Annotated in this window: 18 protein-coding genes; 10 read left to right on the plus strand and 8 right to left on the minus strand. The window is 71.2% G+C overall.

Annotated features, from left to right (window positions below; all coding sequences use genetic code 11):
• Position 1: 1 nt before the first annotated feature.
• Positions 2-946 carry an ATP-binding protein gene (locus CF165_RS48430; protein ID WP_093954358.1) on the minus strand — a complete coding sequence of 315 codons (945 nt, stop codon included), beginning with the start codon at positions 944-946 and terminating at the stop codon, positions 2-4.
• Between the two features lie 132 nt (positions 947-1078).
• Between CF165_RS48430 and CF165_RS48435 the strand changes: the two genes are divergently transcribed.
• Together CF165_RS48435 and CF165_RS48440 are read left to right on the plus strand one after the other, a co-directional pair.
• Complete coding sequence (locus CF165_RS48435; protein ID WP_093954359.1) at positions 1079-2485, plus strand: RNB domain-containing ribonuclease; 1407 nt, start codon at positions 1079-1081, stop codon at positions 2483-2485.
• Positions 2482-3255, plus strand: a complete 774-nt coding sequence (locus CF165_RS48440; protein ID WP_093954360.1) for a helical backbone metal receptor — start codon at positions 2482-2484, stop codon at positions 3253-3255. The genes CF165_RS48435 and CF165_RS48440 overlap by 4 nt, the downstream gene beginning before the upstream one ends.
• Here CF165_RS48440 and CF165_RS52345 read toward each other — a convergent pair.
• The 3 genes from CF165_RS52345 to gabT are packed head-to-tail and all read right to left on the minus strand — an operon-like array spanning position 3188 to position 6356.
• Positions 3188-3520 (minus strand): hypothetical protein, encoded by a 333-nt coding sequence (locus tag CF165_RS52345; RefSeq protein ID WP_093954361.1) that lies wholly within the window; start codon positions 3518-3520, stop codon positions 3188-3190. The genes CF165_RS48440 and CF165_RS52345 overlap by 68 nt on opposite strands.
• 56 nt (positions 3521-3576) lie before the next feature.
• Positions 3577-5004, minus strand: a complete 1428-nt coding sequence (locus CF165_RS48450; protein WP_093954362.1) for an aldehyde dehydrogenase family protein — start codon at positions 5002-5004, stop codon at positions 3577-3579.
• A complete protein-coding gene (gene gabT / locus CF165_RS48455) occupies positions 5001-6356 on the minus strand; it encodes a 4-aminobutyrate--2-oxoglutarate transaminase (RefSeq protein WP_093954363.1) in 1356 nt (451 codons plus the stop codon). The genes CF165_RS48450 and gabT overlap by 4 nt, the downstream gene beginning before the upstream one ends.
• Before the next feature lie 103 nt (positions 6357-6459).
• Between gabT and CF165_RS48460 the strand changes: the two genes are divergently transcribed.
• Positions 6460-7923 (plus strand): PucR family transcriptional regulator, encoded by a 1464-nt coding sequence (locus CF165_RS48460; RefSeq protein WP_093954364.1) that lies wholly within the window; start codon positions 6460-6462, stop codon positions 7921-7923.
• Here the strand turns inward: CF165_RS48460 and CF165_RS48465 are convergent.
• Entirely contained in the window at positions 7920-8627 is a 708-nt protein-coding gene (locus tag CF165_RS48465) for a cache domain-containing protein (protein WP_093954365.1), read from the minus strand. The two genes, CF165_RS48460 and CF165_RS48465, sit on opposite strands and share 4 nt — an antisense overlap.
• A gap of 33 nt (positions 8628-8660) precedes the next feature.
• Entirely contained in the window at positions 8661-9395 is a 735-nt protein-coding gene (locus CF165_RS48470; protein ID WP_093954366.1) for a FadR/GntR family transcriptional regulator, read from the minus strand.
• Positions 9396-9503: 108 nt separating this feature from the next.
• Here CF165_RS48470 and CF165_RS48475 point away from each other — a divergent pair, with 108 nt between their 5' ends.
• The 5 genes from CF165_RS48475 to CF165_RS48495 are packed head-to-tail and all read left to right on the plus strand — an operon-like array spanning position 9504 to position 14857.
• The gene (locus CF165_RS48475) at positions 9504-10925 is read left to right on the plus strand and encodes a gamma-aminobutyraldehyde dehydrogenase (RefSeq protein WP_093954367.1); all 1422 of its coding nucleotides are present in this window, start codon (positions 9504-9506) and stop codon (positions 10923-10925) included.
• Between the two features lie 8 nt (positions 10926-10933).
• Entirely contained in the window at positions 10934-11995 is a 1062-nt protein-coding gene (locus CF165_RS48480) for an ABC transporter ATP-binding protein (RefSeq protein WP_167441785.1), read from the plus strand.
• A 17-nt stretch (positions 11996-12012) separates the two neighbouring features.
• A complete protein-coding gene (locus tag CF165_RS48485; RefSeq protein ID WP_093954369.1) occupies positions 12013-13215 on the plus strand; it encodes an ABC transporter substrate-binding protein in 1203 nt (400 codons plus the stop codon).
• Between the two features lies 1 nt (position 13216).
• Positions 13217-14056, plus strand: coding sequence for an ABC transporter permease (locus tag CF165_RS48490; protein ID WP_093954370.1), 840 nt, complete (start codon positions 13217-13219; stop codon positions 14054-14056).
• A 9-nt stretch (positions 14057-14065) separates the two neighbouring features.
• Positions 14066-14857, plus strand: coding sequence for an ABC transporter permease (locus tag CF165_RS48495; protein WP_093954371.1), 792 nt, complete (start codon positions 14066-14068; stop codon positions 14855-14857).
• On the opposite strand, the gene pip is transcribed toward CF165_RS48495, so the two are convergent.
• Positions 14854-15798 (minus strand): prolyl aminopeptidase, encoded by a 945-nt coding sequence (gene pip / locus CF165_RS48500; RefSeq protein WP_093954372.1) that lies wholly within the window; start codon positions 15796-15798, stop codon positions 14854-14856. The genes CF165_RS48495 and pip overlap by 4 nt on opposite strands.
• A gap of 439 nt (positions 15799-16237) precedes the next feature.
• Between pip and CF165_RS48505 the strand changes: the two genes are divergently transcribed.
• Together CF165_RS48505 and CF165_RS48510 are read left to right on the plus strand one after the other, a co-directional pair.
• Positions 16238-17164: an undecaprenyl-diphosphate phosphatase gene (locus CF165_RS48505; RefSeq protein WP_093954373.1), complete on the plus strand. Its 927-nt coding sequence runs from the start codon at positions 16238-16240 to the stop codon at positions 17162-17164.
• Between the two features lies 1 nt (position 17165).
• Positions 17166-18023 carry a cytochrome c oxidase assembly protein gene (locus CF165_RS48510; protein WP_093954374.1) on the plus strand — a complete coding sequence of 286 codons (858 nt, stop codon included), beginning with the start codon at positions 17166-17168 and terminating at the stop codon, positions 18021-18023.
• A gap of 110 nt (positions 18024-18133) precedes the next feature.
• Here CF165_RS48510 and panB read toward each other — a convergent pair whose 3' ends face one another.
• On the minus strand, positions 18134-19012 hold the full coding sequence (panB, locus tag CF165_RS48515) for a 3-methyl-2-oxobutanoate hydroxymethyltransferase (RefSeq protein WP_093954375.1): 879 nt from the start codon (positions 19010-19012) through the stop codon (positions 18134-18136).
• Between the last annotated feature and the right edge of the window lie 142 nt (positions 19013-19154).

The raw sequence follows: 19154 nt of genomic DNA on the forward strand, positions 1-19154 counted from the left end.
ACTAGACCGCCAGCCGCGGGCTGAGCACGAACTCCGGGTCCACCTGCGAAACGAGGTCGGCGCCCGCCCAGGCCCGGGCGTTTCGCAGGTGGAACTCGACCGCTTGACGCTGGTAACGCGCCCAGTCGCGCTGCTCCGCGTCGACCGTCGCGTGCATCGCGCTCAGCGTCTCCAGGTTGCGCGGCTCCAGCTCGGTGATCGGCCGGGCCGCGCCGCGCTCGGCCGCGCGTACGTGCCGTGAAGCCGACATCCAGCCCAGCAGCGCGCCGCCGACCTGCTCCTGCAAGAACTCGACGTCCTCGGCGTCGGTGACCTTGTTGCCGACCACCACCAGCCGCACGCCGAAGTCCCGCGCGTAGTCCGCGTACTGGCGGTACACCCCCACGCTCCGGACCGTCGGCTCGCACACCAGGAACGTCACGTCGAACCGCGTGAACAGCCCCGAAGCGAACGCGTCCGCGCCCGCCGTCATGTCCATCACGACGTATTCGCCGTCGACGTCGACCAGGTGGTTCAGCAGCAGCTCCGCCGCCCCCACCTTCGAGTGGTAGCACTTGACGCCCAGGTCGTCCTCGTCGAACTGCCCGGTGACGCCCAGCCGCACGCCGCCCAGCTGCCGGAAGCACGCCGCGAAGACCGGGTTGTCCTCGAACGGCCGGACCAGCCGCGAGCCGCGTCCCGGCGGTGTCGTCTTGATCATCGACGCCGTGTCGGGGATGCGCGGGTTGTCGCCGCGCAGGTAGTCCTTGATCAGGGTCATGTTGTCGCCGAGCGTCGGCCAGGCGAGCGCTTCCTCTTCGGTCGCGCCGAGCGCCACCGCGAGGTGCTGGTTGATGTCGGCGTCGATGGCGAGCACCGGCAGGCCGGCGTCCGCGAGGTAAGCCACGAACAGCGACGACAGCGTGGTCTTGCCGCTGCCGCCCTTGCCGACGAACGCGATCTTCACTTCTGGAGGTCCCCTTCTGGCAATGAAGACGGTTTTCATTATGCTCCGGGTCAACGTACACCCGACCGGCCCGCGCCCGATCGGGCGATCTCCGGGCCTGGTGAGGGTTAGGGTTGGGGGGTGCCTCCCCTCGTGATCAGGACACACTCGGCGGGCGGGGACTTCGGCCCCCTGCGTGCCGAGTTTTCGCTGCCGGAGTCGTTCGGGCCCGAGGTGCTGGCCGAGGCGGAGGCGGCGGTCCTCGACCCGCTCGCGAGCGCCGGCCCCCGCGAAGACGCGACGGACCTGCCCTTCGTCACCATCGATCCGCCCGGGTCCAAGGACCTGGACCAGGCGATGGTCGTCGAGTGCACCGCGAACGGTTTCCGCGTGCACTACGCGATCGCCGACCTCGCCGCGTTCGTCCCGCCCGGCGGCGCGCTCGACCGGGAGTCGCGCCTGCGCGGGCAGACGCTCTACCTGCCCGACGGGAACGTCCCGCTGCACCCGCCGGTGCTGTCCGAAGGCGCGGCGAGCCTGCTGCCCGGCGAGGTCCGGCCGGCGGTGCTCTGGACCATCGAGACCGACGATGCCGGCGAGCTGACCGCGACCCGGGTGCGTCGCGCGCTGGTCCGCTCCACCGAGCAGTTCGACTACGAGACCGTGCAGGCCGAACTCGACGCCGGGAACCCGCACCCGTCGGTGGCCGCGCTGCCCGAGCTGGGACGGCGGCGGCGCGAACTGGCCGTCCGCCGCGGCGCGGTGGAGCTGCAGCTGCCGGAGCAGGAGATCAGCGGCGACCCGGACGGCGGCTGGGTGCTGGCCCGCCGCCCGCGCACGGCCGTCGACGCGTGGAACGCCGAGATCTCGCTGCTCACCGGGATGGCCGCGGCGCGGATCATGATCGACGCGCGGATCGGCGTCCTGCGCACGCTGCCCGACCCGGAGCCCGAGGCCGTCGACTGGCTGCGCCGCTCGGCCGAGGCGCTGGGCATCGCGTGGGCGCCGGAGACGACCGTTTCGGAGTTCCTGTCCCGGTTGGACCCGGGCCAGCCGGAGTCGATGGCGCTCTACGCCGATACGACCCGGCTGCTGCGCGGCGCGGGCTACACCGCGTTCGACGGCGAGCTGCCCGCGCTCACGACGCACGCGGGCATCGGCGGCGCGTATGCGCACGTCACGGCCCCGATCCGGCGGCTGGTCGACCGGTTCGCGACGGAGATCTGCCTCGCCGTCTCGGCCGGCCGCGAGGTCCCGGACTGGGTGCGGGCGGCGCTGGCGGACGTCCCGGAGCGGATGAGCGCGTCGGACACCCTCGCCGCGAAGGTCGAGCGCGCGTGCATCGACCAGGTCGAGGCGTGGGTGCTGGCCGAGCACGTCGGCGGCGAGTTCAGCGCGGTGGTGCTGCGCGCGGACGAGAACAAGGCGGAGATCCTCGTCGAGGACCCGACGGTGATGGCGAAGTGCGCGGGGGAGAAGCTGACCGCGGGGGAGCGGATCGGGGTCCGGCTGACCTCGGTCGACGTCGAGAAGCGGAAGGTGTCGTTCGAACGGGCATGACTTACCTCGTCGACGATCTCGGTGAGCCGGTGCCGCTGTCCGGACCGGCTTCGCGAGTGGTGTCGCTGGTGCCGTCGCTCACCGAAGCGGTCGAGGTGAGCGCGCCCGGACGCCTCGCGGGCGCGACGGACTACTGCACGCATCCATCCACCTTGGACGTTCCGCGCGTCGGCGGGTCGAAGTACCCGAAACTCGACCGGGTGCTGGAGCTGGCGCCCGACCTCGTGCTGGCGAACTCGGAGGAGAACCGCCAGGATGACGTGGAACGCCTGCGCGCCAACGGAATCCCGGTCTGGGTGATGGCCGCGTCGGCGACCGTGCCCGCCGCGCTGGGGTCGCTGCGGCGGATCCTGACCCAGGCGTACGAACTCGAAGAGCCGGACTGGCTGGTTTCCGCGGAAGAAGCCTGGCGCGAGGTCCGGCCGGTGCGGTTCCACGCGGTGGTGCCGGTCTGGCGGAAGCCGTGGATCGTCCTGGGCCGCGACACGTTCGCGGGCGACGTCCTGCGCCGCCTCGGCGTGGCGAACGTGTACGCGGGTTCGGAGGAGCGTTACCCGCGCCCGGACGTCGAGGAGCTGCGGGCCCACCTGGCCGCGGACGCGGACCTGCTGGTGCTGCCGGACGAGCCGTACCTGTTCACCGAGGAGGACGGCCCGGACCACTTCCCGGACGCACGGTACGTCCTGGTCTCGGGCCGCCACCTCACCTGGTACGGGCCTTCACTGGTCGAGGCCCACGCCGCGCTGACGGAGGCGTTGGCGGGGCTGTGAAGTCAAAGCCACGCGCGAGCGCGGCCCGGATGCTTGCGGCCACTTCGGCCGGGCGCACCGGCTCGGCCGCCGGGTACAGCCAGTTGTCCGGCCGCGGCCGTCCGGTGTCGATGACCAAGGTGGCCCCCGGCTGATCGGCGAGTTCGACGGCGAAGGTCATCGTCGCGCCGAGCCCTTGGGCGTAGGTCGGTTTGCGGCGGACCGTCCAGCGATAGTCCGTGCCGTCGACGGTGATGAGCCGGGAACCTTTGCGGGGCAACGTCATGAGCCCTCCCTGTCCGGCCCGAGGCTACGCCCGGACCGGAGGGGGAGCGAGTGAATTCAGAGCGTCAATCCCGTCAGGACCGTGACGCGTTCCTCCGTGAAGTCCGCCATCGCCGCCGCCGGGCCTTCGCGGCCCACGCCGGAGTCCTTCACCCCGCCATAGGGCATCTGATCCGCGCGGAAGCTCGGGACGTCGCCGACGATCACGCCGCCCACGCGCAGCGCCGCCGACACCTCGAACGCCGTCGGGAGGTCGCGGGTGAACACGCCCGCCTGCAAGCCGAAGCGGGACGCGTTGATCCGCGCCACCCCTTCGTCCACTGAGGACACCCGGTTCAGCGAGACCACCGGCCCGAAGACCTCCTCGGCCATCACCGACGCGTCTTCCGGGACGTCCGCCAGCACCGTCGGCTCCACCGTGGCTCCCGACCGGGAACCGCCCGTCAGCAGGCGGCCGCCCGCGGACACCGCCGACGAGATCCACGAGGAAACCCGGGTGGCGGCATCGAGATTGATCAGCGGTCCCACATCGACGCCGTCGGCACGCGGGTCGCCGGTCCGCAACGCGCGCACGTGAGCGACCACCTTCTCCGCCAGAGCGTCGTATACGGACGAGTGCGCGTACACCCGCTGCACCGAAATGCACGACTGGCCCGCCTGGTACATCGCGAACGTCGCGATCCGCTGCGCCGCGAAGTCGAGGTCCGGCCAGTCGGGGCAGACGAGCACCGCGCCGTTGCCGCCCAGCTCGAGCGCGACGTGCTTGCGTGGCACGCGGTCGCGGATCGCCCAGCCCACCGGGACCGAGCCGGTGAACGACACCACCGGCAGCCGCGGGTCCTCGACCAGCCTCGACGACGTCTCGTTGTCCACCGGCAGGATCGACCACGAGCCCGCCGGAAGATCCGTCGCGGCCAGGATTTCGCCGAGCAGCAACGCCGTCAGCGGCGTCGCGGGCGCGGGCTTGAGCACGATCGGCGCACCCACCGCGATCGCCGGGGCCACCTTGTGCGCCACCAGGTTCAGCGGGAAGTTGAACGGCGTGATGCCCAGCACCGGCCCGCGGGGCACGCGCCGCACCAGCGCGAGCCGGCCGGTGCCGCCCGCGTCCGTGTCGAGCCGCTGCAGCTCGCCGGAGAAGCGGCGGGCCTCCTCGGCGGCCCAGCGGAACGTCGACACCGCGCGGCCGACCTCGCCGCGCGCCCACTTCAGCGGCTTGCCGGACTCGGCCGTGATCAGCGACGCGATCTCTTCGGACCGCTCGCCCAAGGATCGGGACACGTGGTCCAACGCCCCGGCGCGGACGTGCGCGGGCAGCGTCGCGAACTCGTCGGCGACGTCCGCCGCGGCCTGCACCGCGGCTTCCACGTCCGAAGGCGACGGGACGAAGTGCGACCCGGCCGGCGAACCGTCGTAGGAGTGACGGACGACAGCCGTCGAGCCGGCGGTCACCGGCTTTCCGGCGACCCAGAACGGGAAAGTCATGCGCGGGCCTCCGTACGAACGGCGTGTTCGAGAACCGAGAGGCCCTCGTCGAGCAGGTCGTCGGCCAGCGACAGCGGCGGCAGCAGCCGGACGACGTTGCCGTAGGTGCCGCAGGTCAGCACGATGACACCGGCGCGGTGGCAGGCCGCCGCGACGCGCTTGGTGAGGTCCGGGTCCGGCTCCACCGAACCGGGCTTGACGAACTCCGCCGCCAGCATCGCGCCGCGCCCGCGGACGTCACCGATCACCCCGGTTTCCGAAGCCAGCGCCCGCAGCCGCGGCAGGACGATGCCTTCGATGCGCTTGGCCGATGCGGCGAGGTCCTCGTTCTTCATCGTCTCGATCGAGCCGAGCGCCGCAGCGCAGGCGATCGGGTTGCCGCCGTACGTGCCGCCGAGGCCGCCCGGCGGGACGGCGTCGAGCAGGGAAGCGCGGCCGGTGACGGCGGACAGCGGCAGACCGCCCGCGATGCCCTTGGCCGTCGCGATGAGGTCCGGCACGACGTCCTCGTCGGTGGAGGCGAACCACGAACCGGTGCGGCAGAAGCCCGTCTGGACCTCGTCGGCGACGTACACGACGCCGTTCTCCCGGCACCACGCCGCGATGGCGGGCAGGAAGCCGCGGGCGGGCTCGATGAAGCCGCCTTCGCCCTGAATGGGCTCCAGGACAACCGCGGCGACCTGGTCGCCGCCGATCTGCTTTTCGATCCGGTCGATCGCCAGCGCGGCCGCTTCGGGTCCGGACAGGCCGTCGCGGAAGGGGTATGAGCCCGGGACGCGGTAGATCTCGGGCGCGAACGGGCCGAAGCCGTGCTTGTAGGGCACGGATTTCGCGGTCATGCCCATGGTGAGGTTGGTGCGGCCGTGGTAGGCGTGGTCGAACACGACGACGGCCTGGCGTCCGGTCGCCGTCCGCGCGATCTTCACGGCGTTCTCGACGGCTTCGGCGCCGGAGTTGAACAGCACCGACTTCTTCGCGTGGTCGCCCGGCGTCAGCTCGGCCAGTGCCTCGCAGACCTCGACGTATCCCTCGTACGGCGTGACCATGAAACAGGTGTGGGTGAACCAGCACGCCTGCTTGCGGACGCGGTCGACGACGGCCGGCGCGGAGTGCCCGACGTTGGTCACCGCGATGCCGGAGCCGAAGTCGATCAGGACGTTGCCGTCGGCGTCGGTGAGTAGGCCGCCGCTGGCGGAGGTGACGTAGACGGGCAGCACCGAGCTGACCCCGGCGGCGACGGCGTTGGCGCGGCGCTCCTGCAGCTGGCGCGAGAGGGGGCCGGGGATCTCGGTGCGCAGCGTGCGTTGCCGAGGTGCCGGGGCCTGTGGCTCGGCGGTGGTGCTTGCGGTCACGGCGTGCTCCTGGGGAAAGTCGGTGGACGTCCTCAGGATGAGCGCCGCGGCGACGGCCGTCAGCTCGCCAAACTGTCCAAGTCGACGCGTAGAATTGGCCGTTATGGCACTCACGCTGCGCGCCTTGGCCGACGACCGCCCGCTCGGGCTGCGGGTGCTGACCGGCGAAGACGTCCTGGACCGGCCGATCGCCTGGGTCCACCCGACGGAGCTGACCGACCCGCAGGCGTTCCTCGAGGGCGGCGAGCTGCTGCTCACCACCGGCCTGGCCCTGGCTGAAGAGACGTCACCGGCCTACGTGCGCCGTCTCGTCGACGCCGGAGTCGCGGGGCTCGGCTTCGGCGTCGGGCTGAGCCACGACGACGTGCCCCGAGCGCTGGTCGCGACCGCCGCTGAGGTCGGGCTGCCGGTGCTGGAGGTGCCGCGGAAGACGCCGTTCATCGCGATCACCCGCGCGGTCTCGCGCGCGGTGGCGGCCGACGAGTACGCGACGACGGTCCGCATCGGCCGCGCCCAGCAGGAACTGACTCGCACGGCGGTCGGCAAGGGCGGCCCGGCGGGGGTGGTGCGCAAGCTGGCGAAGCTCGTCGACGGCTGGGTGCTGCTGCTCGACACCGTAGGGGTCGAGGGTGCGGCTCCGGCCACCGCGCAGTCCTATGCCGACGTGGTGCGCGAAGAGCTGAAGCAGCTTCGCTCGGGTACGCGCGTCTTCGACCTCGACGGACACGAGGTCGTGCTGCAGACCCTCCACACCCGGGTGCGCCGCGCGCTCGCGGTCGGCACGGCCGAGCCCCTCGACACCGCCGGACGGCACGTGGTCAACACGGCGGTCGCGCTGCTTTCCCTGGCGCTGGAACAGGATCTGAAGCTCACGCACGCGTGGCGGTTCCTGCGCACCGGGGTGGTCGACCTGCTGGCGGCCGGACAGCACGAACTGGCGCTCGGGGTGATGAGCACCGCGTGGGGCGACCCGCCGGAGCCGCCGTGGGCGGTGGTGGCGCTGGTCGGCGGACCCGCTCAGCGCCGCCGGGCCGGCTATGCGCTGGAAGGCGACACCTCGCTCTTCTTCGCGGAGTCGGGTTCGGCGGTGATCGTCATCGGCCGGTCCGGCAGCGATGTGCTCGAACGGGCGCTGACCGCGGCGGCGAGCGTCGGGCCGATGTACGCGGGCTTGGTGGATCCCGTACCGCTGGAGAACTTCGCGGTGGCGGCGGAACAGGCGGACCTGGCCGCCCGCGCGGCCGAGGCGGACGGCAAACCGCTTGTCACCTACGCGGAACACTCGGCCCGCGGCCTGCTGTCGCTCATCGACCCCGTGGTGGCGCGCATCTACGGCGAGAACCTGCTGGCCCCGCTGCGGAGGCACGACGAGTCCGGCCGCGGAGATCTGGTCGAGTCACTGCGCTGCTGGCTGGAGCACCACGGCCACTGGGACGTCGCCGCGGCCCGCCTCGGCGTCCACCGGCACACGCTGCGGAACCGGATCACGAAGGTCCAGGAACTGCTCGGCCGCGACCTCGACTCACCGGGCGTCCGCGCCGAACTCTGGGTCGCGCTGCAGGCTTAGCTCACCAGCACGATCGGCGAGTCACCGCAGCGCCGCAGGCCTGGTCCCGGCTCCGCGCCCGCCGACCACCAGGCCGGGACGTCGGCCTCGCGCACCAGCGAGCCCGTCGGCTGCCGGACGCTGTTGGACACGATCACCCGGCCCTGCGCGTTCAGCAACGCCGCTCCGCGCCCCAGCGACCGCAGCCGGGGACGGACCGCGCGTTCGAACTCGCGCACGTAGACGTCCGCGCCGACCACGCCCGCGAAGGAGCCGGAGCGAACCACCGGGATCGTGAACGTCAGCGTGTACTCGTCGGTGCACAGGTAGTCCACGTACGGGCCGTTGATGTGCCGCCGCCCGGTGTCGCGCGGGACCGTGAACCACGACTGACGCGTGTAGTCCAGGAAGTTCTCGCTCGCCGGGTCGAGGCTGATGAACAGCTGCGACGGCGGTTCGCCGCCGGTGCGGGTCCACCACTCGAAGCCGAACTCCGAATCGGTCAGCACGTGCGGGGCGCTGACGAAGCCCGCGCCGATGACCAGCCCGCCGAGGGCCTCGGTGACCTGCGGGCGGATGCGGTGCAGGGCGGCGGCGACCGGGGCTTCGGCCAGTACCGACTCGGCCGCCGCCAGCACGGGCTTGAGCCGCTCGAAAACGCCTTCCACCAACGCGGAAACCTGCTCGACGACCTCGTCGCCGGCCAGCGTGCGGGTGTCGTTCACGGTGCTCACCTCGATGCGCGGAGTAGCGGAAGCTTACGGCGTGAGCAAGCCGAGGTGCACGTCCGCGAGCCGGTCGAGCGCGCTCAGGATGTGCTCCTCGGTGAGCTTGCGGGCCAGGTCGCCGTCCGCGGAGGAAATCGCCGCGGTGATCGCCGCGTGCTCCTCGCACGAGTGGGCCGCCGGCCCGAGCGGCAGCCACAGCAGCCCGCCCAGCTCGCTCTGCAGGTGGACCTCTTCGTGCGTGAGCCGCGGAGACTGCGCGGCCGCCGCGACCTCCAGGTGGAACTGCCGTTCCGCCCGCGTGAAGTCGATTCCCTGGGCGGTGCGGAGGTCGTCGGTCGCCAGCCGCAGCCGGGCGACGTCCTCGGGGGAGCTGCGTTCGGCGGCGAGCTTCGCGGCGGCCCCGGCGATCGCGAGGTAGTGGTCGCCGACGTCGCGCAGGTCCGACAGCGACACCTCCCGCAGCCGCGAGCGCCACGCGTCCGACGGCGGGTCGGCCGGCGCGCGCACGAAGCTGCCGCCGCTGCGGCCGCGCCGGGTTTCGACCAGGCCCTGCTGCCGCAGGGCCACGAGGGCCTCCCGGACCGTCACGGTCGAGACGCCGAACTGCGCGGCCAGGTCGGCCTCGCTGGGCAGCTGCTCCTGGTCGGCGAGCAGGCCGAGCGTGATGGCGTCGACCAGCCGCGCCGCCACCGCCTCCGCCCGCCCGACCTGGCCGAGCGGGGCGAACATGGCGGATCGCGCGCTGTGCGACATGCCCTTGCGCATCGCGTGCCCCTCCGGCCGGTACCCGTTCGCACCAATCTTGCCCCATCCCCTTGTCCTATTACATATGGAGTCATATGTTTTAGCTCCCGTCAGCACCGAGGAGTAACCGTGCACGAGCTGAAGCACTACGTCGGCGGCGCGTACGTCGAGTCCAAGTCGGGCCGGACGGCGGAGATCGCCGACCCGGTCACCGGACGCCCCTACTGCACCGCGCCGATCGCCGGGCCCGAAGACGTCGACAACGCCCTGCAGGTCGCCGCGACCGCGTTCGAGACCTGGCGCGCGACGACGCCCGCCCAGCGCCAGCTCGCACTGCTGAAGATCGCCGACGCCCTCGAAGCCCGCGCCGGGGACCTCGTCCGCACCGAGTCCGCGAACACCGGCAAGCCGATCGCGCTGACCATGGCCGAAGAGATCCCGATGGTCCTCGACCAGGTCCGCTTCTTCGCCGGGGCCGCGCGCGTGCTCGAAGGCCGCGCCGCGGGGGAGTACCTGGAAGGCCACACGTCCTTCGTCCGCCGCGAGCCCGTCGGCGTCTGCGCGCAGGTCACGCCGTGGAACTACCCGCTGCTGATGGCCATCTGGAAGATCGCCCCCGCGCTCGCCGCCGGCAACACGGTCGTCCTCAAGCCGTCCGACACCACGCCCGCGTCGACGCTGCTGCTCGCCGAGATCGCCGGCGAGTTCCTGCCGCCGGGCGTGTTCAACGTGATCTGCGGCGACCGCGACACCGGCCGTGCCCTGGTGGAGCACGACATCCCGGCGATGGTGTCGATCACCGGCTCGGTCCGGGCGGGCATCGAGGTGGCGCGCAGTGCCGCGAACGACGTCAAGCGCGTGCACCTCGAACTCGGCGGCAAGGCGCCGGTCATCGTCTTCGGCGACGCCGACCTCGAAGCCGCGGCCGAGGCCATCGCCGTCGCGGGCTACTTCAACGCGGGCCAGGACTGCACCGCCGCCACCCGCGTGCTGGTCGCCGACGACGTGCACGACACCTTCGTGGCCGCCCTCACCCGCCAGGCCGAGACCACCAAGACCGGCAAGCCCGACGAAGAAGACGTCGCGTTCGGCCCGCTCAACAACGCAGCTCAGCTGGAGAAGGTCGCCGGGTTCGTCGACCGGCTGCCCGCGCACGCGACCGTCCACTGTGGAGGACACCGGGCCGGCGACGAAGGCTACTTCTATGAGGCCACCGTGGTCTCCGGCGTCCGCCAGGACGACGAGATCAGCCAGAACGAGATCTTCGGCCCGGTCATCACTGTCCAGCGCTTCTCCGGCGAAGCCGAGGCGCTGCAGGCCGCGAACGCCGTGCAGTACGGTCTCGCGTCCTCGGTGTGGACCCGCGACCACCAGCGTGCGATGCGCGCCGCCGCGAAGCTCGACTTCGGCTGCGTCTGGATCAACACCCACATCCCGCTGGTCGCCGAGATGCCGCACGGCGGCTTCAAGAAGTCCGGCTACGGCAAGGACCTCTCGCTCTACGGCCTCGAGGACTACACGCGCGTCAAGCACGTCATGAGCGCACTGTGAGGCTGGCGATGCCGAACCAAGCACCGTCTGCCACCCGGGACGAGCCTGAGGCGGCCACCGGGCAACGGCCCGCGATCCGGCTTTCCGGGCTGCGCAAGCACTTCGGCGACGTCCACGCGGTCGACGGCGTCGACCTCGACATCCCGCCCGGCGAGTTCTTCTCGATGCTCGGCCCGTCCGGTTCCGGCAAGACGACCGTGCTGCGCCTGATCGCCGGCTTCGAGCTGCCGACCGAGGGCACGATCGAGCTGGACGGCCGGGACGTCAGCCGCCTCGCGCCGTTCGAGCGGGACGTCAACACGGTGTTCCAGGACTACGCGCTGTTCCCGCACATGAACGTGATGCAGAACGTCGAGTACGGCCTGCGCGTCAAGCGCGTCCCGAAGCAGCAACGCCGGGAGCGCGCGCTCGAGGCGTTGAAGACCGTGCGGCTGGAGGACTACGGGTCGCGCAAACCCGCGCAGCTCTCCGGTGGCCAGCGCCAGCGCGTCGCCCTCGCCCGCGCGCTGGTGAACCGGCCCAAGGTGCTGCTGCTCGACGAACCCCTCGGCGCGCTCGACCTCAAGCTGCGGCAGGCGATGCAGCTCGAGCTCAAGCAGATCCAGCGCGACGTCGGCATCACGTTCGTCTTCGTCACCCACGACCAGGACGAGGCGCTCACCATGAGCGACCGGATCGCGGTGTTCAACGACGGCAGGATCGAGCAGGTCGGGCCGCCCGAAGAGGTCTACGAGCGGCCCGCCAGCGCGTTCGTCGCCGGGTTCGTCGGGACGTCGAACCTGCTGGGCGGCCGCGGCGCCGAGTCCGTCATCGGCAGGCCGGGGCTGTTCAGCATCCGGCCGGAGAAGATCCGCATCGACGGCCAGCTGTCGGAACCCGCCGCGGCCGGGGAGACCAGCGCGACGGGCACGGTCACCGACGTCGTCTACGCCGGAGCCACCGTGCGGTACTCGGTCGCCCTCGACGCGGGTGGCCGGCTTTCGGTCGTCCGGCAGAACACCGACGGCGTTTTCGCGGACGGGCGTGTCCGGCTCAGCTGGCGGAACGAACACAGCTTCCAGGTCCAGTAGACCTCGAAAGGGTTGCCATGAAGAACAGGAAGACGCGGCTGGCCGGGATCTTCGGCGCGAGCCTGCTGTTGGCTGCATGTGGCACGTCGGGCTCCAACTCGTCCGCGCCGCCGGGCGCGCAAGGGTTCACGCCGCCGAAGCTGGAGGCGCTGAAGGCGCTCGGCCAGCCGGAGGGCCAGCTGAACGTCCTGGCCTGGCCGGGGTACGCGGAGAACGGCTCGAACGACCCGAAGGTCAACTGGGTGACGCCGTTCGAGCAGCAGACCGGCTGCAAGGTGAACGTCAAGCCGTTCGGCACCTCCGACGAGGCGGTGACCCTGATGAAGACCGGGCAGTACGACGTCGTGTCGGCATCGGGCGACGCGTCGCTTCGGCTCGTCGCGTCCGGGGACGCGGAGCCGGTGAACACCGACCTCGTGCGGAACTACAACGACGTCCAGCCGTTCCTGAAGAACAAGCCGTGGAACAGCGTCGGCGGCGTCTCCTACGGCATCCCGCACGGCTGGGGCGCGAACCTGCTGACCTGGCGCACCGACAAGGTGACACCCGCGCCGGGCTCGTGGTCGGTGATGTTCGACGCGAACTCGCCGTACAAGGGCAAGGTGATCGCCTACGACTCGCCGATCTACATCGCCGACGCCGCGCTGTACCTCCAGGCGCACCAGCCCGACCTGGGCATCAAGAACCCGTACGCGCTCGACGACAAGCAGTTCACCGCGGCGGTGAACCTGCTCAAGCAGCAGCGGCCGCTGGTGTCCGAGTACTGGTCGGACTACCTCAAGGAGTCCCAGGCGCTCAAGAACGGCGACGCGCTGGTCGGCACCGCCTGGCAGGTCACCGTCAACCTCACCAAGGGCGAAGGCGCGCCGCTGGAGGCGGCCGTGCCGAGCGAAGGCGCCACCGGGTGGTCGGACACCTGGATGGTCGCGGCCAAGTCGCCGCACAAGACGTGCGCCTACAAGTGGCTCGACTACATCATCAGCCCGAAGGCCAACGCCCAGGTCGCCGAGTACTTCGGCGAAGCGCCGGCGAACGCGAAGGCGTGCGCGGAGATGACGGACAAGACCCTCTGCGACACCTACCACGCCAACGACGCGGCGTACGCGGCGAAGATCGCGTACTGGACCACGCCGATCCCGCAGTGCCTCGACGGCCGCACGGACGTCAAGTGCAAGGACTACGGCGAGTGGACCCGCGCCTGGACCGAGATCAAGGGCTGACATGACCGCCGTTTCGGCCTTCTTCTACCGGAAACCCCGGCTGCGCCTGGGTTTCCTGCTGTCGGCGCCGCTGCTCTGGCTCGGCCTGGCCTACTTGGGCGCACTCGCCGCGCTGTTCGTCACGGCGTTCTGGCACACCGACACGTTCACCGGCCAGGTCGTCGTCGACTGGTCGCTGGACAACTTCAGGACGCTGTTCACCGACGCCGTCTACCGCACGATCACCTTCCGCACGGTCGGGATCGCGGCCCTGGTCACGGTGATCGACGCGGTCATCGCGTTCCCGATGGCCTTCGCGATGGCCAAGCTCGCTTCGCCCCGGGCGCAGCGGATTCTGGTGATCGCGGTGATGACCCCGCTGTGGGCGAGCTACCTGGTGAAGGCGTACGCGTGGCGGTCGATGCTGTCCGGCAACGGCGCCCTGAGCTGGCTTTCCCCCGGTTACGGCGTCACGGCGACGATCATCACGCTGTCCTACCTCTGGCTGCCGTACATGATCCTGCCGATCTACGCGGGCCTCGACCGGTTGCCGGACTCGCTGGTGGACGCGTCGGGCGACCTCGGCGCGCGCTCGTTCCGGACGTTCCGCTCGGTGATCCTGCCGCTGACGTTCCCGGCGATCGTGGCGGGCTCGATCTTCACGTTCTCGCTGTCCCTGGGCGACTACATCGCGGTGAAGATCGTCGGCGGCACTTCGCAGATGCTCGGCAACGTCGTCTACGACAACATCGGCGCGGCGAACAACCTGCCGTTCGCGGCGACGGTGGCGACCGTGCCGGTCGTGATCATGCTGGCCTACCTGGCCGCGGTGCGCCGCACCGGCGCGCTGGACAACCTCTAGGAGGGTCTCATGCGCACGCTGCTGTGGACGGCGCTGGGGCTCGGCCTGGCGGTGATCTACTTCCCGCTGGTGGTGGTGCTGCTCAACTCCGTCAACGCGGACACGACGTTCGGCTGGCCGCCGTCCCGGCTCACCTTCGAATGGTGGAGCCGGGCGGCGTCCAACGAAGGCGCGCTGCACGCGCTCCGGACGAGCGTGGAGGCGGGCCTGGCGGCGACGGCGATCGCGCTGGTGCTCGGCACGATGGCGGCGTTCGCGCTGCAGCGCTACCGGTTCTTCGGCCGCAACCCGGTGTCGCTGCTGATCATCCTGCCGATCGCGCTGCCAGGGATCGTCACCGGCATCGCGCTGAACAACGCGTTCCGGACCATCCTGGGCATCGACCTCGGCCTGCTGACGGCGATCATCGCGCACGCGACGTTCTGCATCGTGGTGGTGTTCAACAACGTCGTCGCGCGGCTGCGGCGGATGGGCGGCAACCTCGAGGAGGCGTCGATGGACCTCGGCGCGACCGGTCTCACGACGTTCCGGCTGGTGACGTTCCCGATGCTGCGTTCGGCGTTGCTGGCGGGCGGGCTGCTGGCGTTCGCGCTGTCGTTCGACGAGATCATCGTGACGACGTTCACCCTGGGCACGGGCATGGAGACGCTGCCGATCTGGATCTACGACAACCTGTTCCGGCCCAACCAGGCCCCGATCGTCAACGTCGTGGCGGCGGTGCTGATCGTGGTGTCGACGGTCCCGGTGTACCTGGCGCAGCGGCTGTCCGGCGGTGACACGGCCTCCGGTGGACGGCTCTAGCCGCGGAACGAATCCGTCGCCGCGCGGAGGGCGGCGAGCACGCCCGGGTCGGTCACCGCGTGCCCGGCGCCTTCGAGCAGGTTCAGCTCCGAACCGGGCCACGCCTGGTGCAGTTCGTACGCCGTGATCGGCGGGCACACGGCGTCGTAGCGGCCCTGCACGATGACGCCGGGAATCCCCGCGAGCTTGCCCGCGTCGCGGATCAGCTGGCCCTCGTCGAGCCACGCGCCGTGGCTGAAGTAGTGGACGGCGAGCCGCGCGAAGGTCAGCGCGAACGCCGGTTCGGCGTACTGGCGGACGAAGGACTCCTGGGGCCGCACGGAAACCGTCGCGCCTTCCCAGACGCTCCACGCGACCGCGGCGCGGTGCCGGATCTCCTCGGACGGGTCGTCGAGCAGCTCGCGGTAGCCGGCGAGGGGGTCGTCCCGGCGCTCCGGCGGGATCGGCGCGAGGAAGGCTTCCCACTCGCGCGGGAAGAGGTTCGCGGCGCCGCCGCGGTAGATCCAGTCCAGCTCGCCGCGCCGCACGGTGAACACGCCCCGCAGGATGATCTCGCTGACCCGCGAGGGGTGCGTCTGGGCGTAGGCGAGGGCCAGCGTCGCGCCCCACGACCCGCCGAAGAGCTGCCAGCGCTCGATGCCGAGCTGCTCGCGCAGGACCTCCATGTCCGAGACCAGGTGCCACAGCGTGTTGGCGGTGAGGTCGCCCGCGTCGGGCGTCGACTGGCCCGAGCCGCGCTGGTCGAACAGGACGATCCGGTAGACGCTCGCGTCGAAGTGCCGCCGCGCCATCGGCGCGATCCCGCTGCCGGGACCGCCGTGCAGCACCACGACCGGCTTCCCGGCCGGGTTGCCCGCCTCCTGGCACCGGATCCGGTGCCCGTCCCCGACGTCCAGGAACCCTTCGGCACGCGGGGCGATCGGCGGGTAGAGCTCGTCCATGCCGCCACTTTGCCGGAGGAACCCGGCCGCCGTCCCGACGCCCCGCCGCCGAGCGCCGGGACGGCGACCAGGAAAGGTGGGAGCCCGCCCCCGCCGCCGGGCTGAGCGGGCTCCCAGTCCGTGGGCGTCAGCCGCCCGGGTGGAGTGGAAGGCTCGGAGACGCGACGCCGTCGGGGTGGTCACGACGGCCGGCAGTCCGCACACGCATTCCCATCCTCCTCGTCGAGGTTCGAGTCTTCGTCGTGGCGGCGACGGGCTAAACGCTAAGCCACAAGCCGAATGTCAGTCAAGAACATGATTGATGTTCATGGATGTGAACGCTTCACGATGATCCACTGAGGGGACGCTGAGCGTGCCGGTGCCCCTTGCCCGGGCCTTACCGATAAGCCGGTACTTTCCGGTGTCGGAGTGGTGAAAAAGTGGCACGGAAAGGCACGGAATGTCCGCGGTGACCTATTTCGAGGCGATTGTCGTCGGCGCCTTGCAAGGGGTGTCGGAATTGTTTCCGGTGTCCAGTCTCGGCCACAGCATCCTGCTGCCCGCCTGGCTCGGCGGCTCGTGGCAGCGGGACCTGAGCATCGGCAAGGATTCGCCGTACCTCGCGGTGCTGGTGGCGATGCACGTCGCCACCGCGCTCGCGCTGGTCCTGTTCTTCCGCAAGGACTGGGTGCGGATCATCGGCGGGCTGTGGACGTCGGTCCGCCACCGCGAGGTCCGCACCCCCGACCAGCGGCTCGCTTGGCTGCTCGTGCTGGCCACGATCCCGGTCGGGCTGGCCGGCCTGCTCTTCGAGGGCCTGCTGCGCGACTACCTCGGCAAGCCGGTGCCGTCGGCGATCTTCCTCGCGCTCAACGGCGGTGTCCTCTACGCCGCCGAGAAGTTCTCCCGGAAGAAACCGGCGGACGAAGCGGACACTGTGGACTTTTCGACCGAGGAAACCCTGGTCATGCGGGCGGTGACCGTCGAGGAGGCGACCGACGTCCGGCTCGCGAAGCTGCGGGTCGGCGAGGCGGTGCTGATCGGCGCGGCGCAGATCCTCGCGCTGCTGCCCGGTATCAGTCGGTCGGGCATCACGATGGTCGCCGGCCTGCGCCGCGGGCTCGGGCACGAGGACGCGGCGCGGTTCGCGTTCCTGCTCGCCACGCCGGTGATCCTCGCCGCGGGCGTGCTGAAGATGCCGACGCTGTTCGCCCCGGAGAACCACGCTTCGCTCGGCCCGGCGCTCGTCGGCAGCGTCATCGCCGGGGTCGCTTCGTACATTTCCGTCCGGTTCCTCACGGGATACTTCGAAACGCGCACTCTGACCCCGTTCGCCATTTACTGCGTGGTCGCCGGAATCGGCAGCCTGATCTTCTTCGCGGTGTGACGTGCCGCTGACGGTCGACGTTCCGGCGGTCCTCTGCGTGCTGGTCCTGGGCACGCTCTACGTCCGCGCGGCGCGCCGCCGCGGCTGGCCGCCGGGCCGCACGACGGCCTTCCTCGCCGGGCTGGCGACGATCGTCCTGGTCACCTGCTCGCCGCTGGCCGTCTACGACACGACGTTCTTCTGGGTTCGCGCGGTCCAGACCATCACGCTGCTGATGATCACGCCGCTGCTGCTGGCCATGGGCGCGCCCATCCGGCTCCTCTTGGACACCGTCCCGGCGCGGTGGCCGCGGCGGCACGGCCGCGGCCCGGTGGCGCGGGCGCTGACGTTCCCGCCGGTGGTCACCGTCGTGCTGGTCGCGCCGGTGCTGGTGCTGTACCTGACCCCGCTCTACGACCTCGCGCTGCGGTCCTCGCTGGTCGACGGTCTCGTCCGGGTGGTGCTGGTCGGCGCAGGGTTCGTCTACTTCTGGACGCGCCTGGGCCTCGACCCGACGCCACGGGAAGACCCGCACCTGGTGTCGGTGTGGATCGCGTTCACCGAGGTGATCTTCGACGGCGCGCTCGGTCTGGTGCTGTGGCTCGGCCCGCTGCTCGCGCCGGCGCACTACGCGGCCGCGCACCCGGGCTGGGGCCCGGACCCGCGCACGGACCAGATCATCGGCGCGGGCGTGCTGTGGATCGGCGGCGACGTCGCCGGGCTGCCCTTCATCGCCGCCCTGTTCGTCCGCTGGGCCCGCGACGACGAGCGGCGCGCGAAGCGGATCGACGCCCAGCTGGACGAAGAAGCCGCTTCGGCGCCGCCCGCGCTGTGGTGGGAGACCGACCCGGCGCTCGCGGAACGGTTCCGCCGCCGATGACCAGGGTCCTGAAGCGCCCCAATGTGGCGTTGGTTGCGTCCAGCGCACCCAATGTGGCGTTCGGTGCGTCCAACGCACCGAACGCCACATTGGGGCGCTTGGGGGCGGGCTCAGTCGTGGAAAGCGTGTTCCGGCGCCGGGAACTCGCCGCGCCGGACGTCCTCCGCGAACGCCGTCGCCGCGTTCTGCAGCACCGTCGCGACGTCGGCGTAGCGCTTGACGAACCGCGGTGCCTTGCCGCGCCGCAGCCCGGCCATGTCCTGCCAGACGAGCACCTGCGCGTCGCAGTCCGGACCCGCGCCGATGCCGACCGTCGGGATCTTCAGCTCCGCCGTGACGCGCTTCGCGGCTTCGGCGGGCACCATCTCCATCACGACCGCGAACGCCCCGGCCTCCTGCAGCGCCAGCGCGTCGGCGAGCAGCACGTCCGCCGCTTCGCCGCGCCCCTGCACCCGGTAGCCGCCGAGGTTGTGTTCGCTCTGCGGGGTGAACCCGATGTGGCCCATCACGGGCACGCCCGCCGACGTCAGGGCCTCGACGTGCGCGGCGAACCGCCGCCCGCCTTCGAGCTTGACGGCGTGCGCGCGGCCCTCCTTCATGAACCGCACCGACGTCTCGAGCGCCTGCTGCGGCGAGAGCTGGTAGGAGCCGAACGGCAGGTCGGCGACCACGAGGGCCCGCTTGACCGAGCGGGTGACCGCCCGGACCAGCGGCAGCAGCTCGTCGACCGTCACCGGCAGCGACGTGTCGTAGCCGAAGACGTTGTTGGCCGCGGAGTCGCCGACCAGCAGCACCGGGATCCCGGCCTCGTCGAACAGCGCGGCGGTGTACATGTCGTAGGCGGTGAGCATGGGCCACGGTTCGCCGCGTTCCTTCAGCTCACGCAGGTGGTGGACCCGGACTTTCCGGCCCGGGGCCGTCGCGGGTGCGGCGGAACCGGTGCCGTAGGGGGCCGCTTCTTCGGCGGGCCCGTTCACACTGGCAGACATCGTCGTCGACCGTCCTTCCCTCGGGGCCTTGACGGGGTCCCCGGGTCGTGGAGCTGGGGCGTCCCAAAGCGTGACACGCCCCCGGACCGGTCCCAACCTCGTGCGACAAGCTTCACACCCTCGAGGACGAGTCCCGGTCAGC

The sequence above is a fragment of the Amycolatopsis vastitatis genome (genome assembly GCF_002234595.1).
Lineage (GTDB): Bacteria > Actinomycetota > Actinomycetes > Mycobacteriales > Pseudonocardiaceae > Amycolatopsis > Amycolatopsis vastitatis.

Bases quoted from the DNA above. Each gene is read 5' to 3' on its own strand.
- CF165_RS48505 (WP_093954373.1), top strand. From the start codon at position 16,238: ATGTCCGCGGTGACCTATTTCGAGGCGATTGTCGTCGGCGCCTTGCAA.
- CF165_RS48440 (WP_093954360.1), top strand. From the start codon at position 2,482: ATGACTTACCTCGTCGACGATCTCGGTGAGCCGGTGCCGCTGTCCGGA.
- CF165_RS48450 (WP_093954362.1), bottom strand. From the start codon at position 5,004: ATGACTTTCCCGTTCTGGGTCGCCGGAAAGCCGGTGACCGCCGGCTCG.
- panB (WP_093954375.1), bottom strand. From the start codon at position 19,012: ATGTCTGCCAGTGTGAACGGGCCCGCCGAAGAAGCGGCCCCCTACGGC.
- CF165_RS48480 (WP_167441785.1), top strand. From the start codon at position 10,934: ATGCCGAACCAAGCACCGTCTGCCACCCGGGACGAGCCTGAGGCGGCC.
- CF165_RS48470 (WP_093954366.1), bottom strand. From the start codon at position 9,395: ATGCGCAAGGGCATGTCGCACAGCGCGCGATCCGCCATGTTCGCCCCG.
- pip (WP_093954372.1), bottom strand. From the start codon at position 15,798: ATGGACGAGCTCTACCCGCCGATCGCCCCGCGTGCCGAAGGGTTCCTG.
- CF165_RS48490 (WP_093954370.1), top strand. From the start codon at position 13,217: ATGACCGCCGTTTCGGCCTTCTTCTACCGGAAACCCCGGCTGCGCCTG.
- CF165_RS48485 (WP_093954369.1), top strand. From the start codon at position 12,013: ATGAAGAACAGGAAGACGCGGCTGGCCGGGATCTTCGGCGCGAGCCTG.
- CF165_RS48495 (WP_093954371.1), top strand. From the start codon at position 14,066: ATGCGCACGCTGCTGTGGACGGCGCTGGGGCTCGGCCTGGCGGTGATC.
- CF165_RS52345 (WP_093954361.1), bottom strand. From the start codon at position 3,520: ATGACGTTGCCCCGCAAAGGTTCCCGGCTCATCACCGTCGACGGCACG.
- CF165_RS48460 (WP_093954364.1), top strand. From the start codon at position 6,460: ATGGCACTCACGCTGCGCGCCTTGGCCGACGACCGCCCGCTCGGGCTG.